The sequence below is a fragment of the Pseudochrobactrum sp. AO18b genome, from assembly GCF_000409565.1.
GTDB lineage: Bacteria > Pseudomonadota > Alphaproteobacteria > Rhizobiales > Rhizobiaceae > Pseudochrobactrum > Pseudochrobactrum saccharolyticum.
The window spans coordinates 1-2,559 of the sequence record NZ_ANNO01000148.1 but is presented as its reverse complement, the minus strand read 5'-3'; the positions used below and the strand labels follow the sequence as shown (position 1 = coordinate 2,559).

General features: G+C 51.1%; 2 protein-coding genes. One reads left to right on the top strand and one right to left on the bottom strand.

Annotation, left to right across the window (positions count from 1 at the left end; genetic code table 11):
* Positions 1-28 precede the first annotated feature (28 nt).
* On the bottom strand, positions 29-1,678 hold the full coding sequence (locus tag A918_RS0106290) for an FMN-binding glutamate synthase family protein (RefSeq protein WP_116087131.1): 1,650 nt from the start codon (positions 1,676-1,678) through the stop codon (positions 29-31).
* Between the two features lie 530 nt (positions 1,679-2,208).
* Here A918_RS0106290 and A918_RS22190 point away from each other — a divergent pair.
* A partial coding sequence (locus A918_RS22190; RefSeq protein WP_033315924.1) for a hypothetical protein occupies positions 2,209-2,559 on the top strand: 351 nt, incomplete at its 3' end.

Below are 2,559 nucleotides of genomic sequence, written 5' to 3'. Positions count from 1 at the left end.
CCCCCGCCGTTGGGGGGGATTTTTAATATCAGGCAGCGATTTTTCGGCGCATAAACGGTCCATGCGGGATTTCCGGCGGCGCAAAAGTTTCAGCAGAAGCGCGATCCCAACGGCTGTACCAGTCGGATAGTTCTTCAATCTCAGGGCCGGAGACCAGAAAGCCGTTTGGCAGATACGGATAGACTTCATTACCGTCGAGGAATTCATTGTCCTTTTGACGGAACATGAAATGATAAGGCATGAAGTCACGCGGGTCACTGAGACCAGCCGCACCGGCAAGCTCACCCAGAGCATGCATCGTATTGCGGTGGAAACGTGCAACGCGGTTGCTCTTATCGCCGACATCGATCGCACGCTGACGTAACGGATCCTGCGTGGCAATACCGACAGGGCAGGTATTGGTGTGACAGGACTGTGCCTGAATGCAGCCGACAGCAAACATGAAGCCGCGTGCCGAATTACACCAGTCAGCGCCCAGAGCAAAAGTACGGGCAATATCAAAGGCCGAGACGATTTTACCGGCCGCACCGATTTTGATCTCGTGGCGGATACCTGCACCGCGCAGCGTATTATGCACAAAGGTCAGACCTTCAAGCATCGGCATACCAACGCGATTGGCAAATTCCAGCGGAGCCGCACCGGTGCCGCCTTCTTTACCGTCAACGACGATGAAATCAGGATAAATACCGGTTTTCAGCATGGCCTTGACCATCGACATGAATTCACGACGGTGACCGATACACAGTTTGAAGCCGACAGGCTTGCCGCCGGAGAGTTCACGCAGCTGGCCGATAAATTTCATCATGCCGATCGGTGTGGAGAAAGTATTATGCGCAGGCGGTGAGATGCAATCTTTGCCCATCGGAATACCGCGTGCTTCGGCAATCTCCGGTGAGATTTTCTTGGCTGGCAGCATACCGCCATGACCGGGTTTTGCGCCCTGACTGATTTTCAGCTCAATCATTTTGACCTGAGGATCAGCAGCCTGAACGGCAAATTTCTCCGGTGAGAATGTGCCGTCATCATTACGGCAGCCAAAATAGCCGGATGCAACCTGATAGATCAGATCGCCGCCGCCTTCGCGGTGGTAACGGCTGATACTGCCTTCGCCGGTATCATGGGCAAAACCACCAATTTTCGCGCCTTTGTTCAAAGCAAGAATGGCATTGGCAGAAAGCGCGCCGAAGCTCATGGCCGAAATATTATACAGGCTGGCATCATAAGGCTGTTTGCAGGCAGAGCCGCCGATACGGACACGGAAATCCGTATCCTTAATCACCATAGGAACAGCAGAATGGGTCAGCCATGCATAGCCGGAACTATAGACATTTTCGATCGTACCGAACGGGCGTTTGTCCTCAACGCCTTTGGCGCGCTGATAAACCAGTCCGCGGATTTCGCGGCTGAACGGTTCTTCATCGCGGTCGCCTTCAATAATATACTGGCGCAGTTCCGGACGGATACTTTCGAGAATAAAGCGCATATGCCCGATGATCGGGTAATTGCGCAGAATTGCGTGTTTGGACTGAAAAATATCATAGACGCCCAGCCCAAGCAGAGAGCTTGAGACGGCAGTGATGATAAGGAGCCATTCGCTGTAAAAGACTGCCCCGATAAAGGAGGCAATGGTCAGGAGCGCAACACAAGTGAGAACTGCATAACGCTGATAAGAGAGCATGATTGTCACCATCTTTATATGAGCCGGAATGAACCGCTTTTTGAAAAAGAGTCGCTTAACCGGTCGATTGGCGTCTCCTTAGCCCAGCCGTTCAGCGATTGCGAGAGGGATTATTGCTTTGATGTGCGGGGATTTGAGGGAAAATTTGAGCAATTCATTGTGATTAAGCAGAAAACAGAGCTGTTTTCTGCTTAACACCGGTCTTTACGGAGTATTTTCTCCCATAATCGGTTGCTGTGAGAAGCTGCAAATTATACCGGCTGGCTTATAATGCCTGACTGCTGCGCCTTTGCTTGTGGTTTACGCGTGTGAAGGCGGTGCAGAAATATTGTTGCGCATCGAAATCCTGCATTACTCATCCGTTATATATTTGAAAATATTTTATAAATTTAACATTTCACGCAAGAGAGACGGCTGATTTTCGTCGTTTCCGGCCGATCACAAATGCGATTTGGAAGGAACTTATTAACCTTCATTTTTTATTACTTTGTGGACAGAACTCAGTAGCGTATTTTTGGTTTTTCAGGTCCATGCGTATTCCCCGATCCAATTTCTCCATTGCAACGACTGACCGCTTTGCGGTTTCCGCTGACATGCGTGAACCGGTATCCCAGCCGCAGGAAATACAGAGGCCGGAACAATCTGCTTCTGGCGCTCCTGCACCCGTATCACAGCCGCAAGCGGAACATGTCGTTACAGAATCAGAGGTGGCGGAAATAATCTCCGTTGCCCCTCTCAGCTATGCTCCGGCGGTTGTGACAGAAGTCGCACCGGCAGCATCGACTGCCGCCCCTGTGCCCGTTACCCCGTCATACCCGCTTAGGAGTAAGCAGATGAGCAACAATTTTGCGGTTAAGCATTGGATGGATCAGGACAGATCC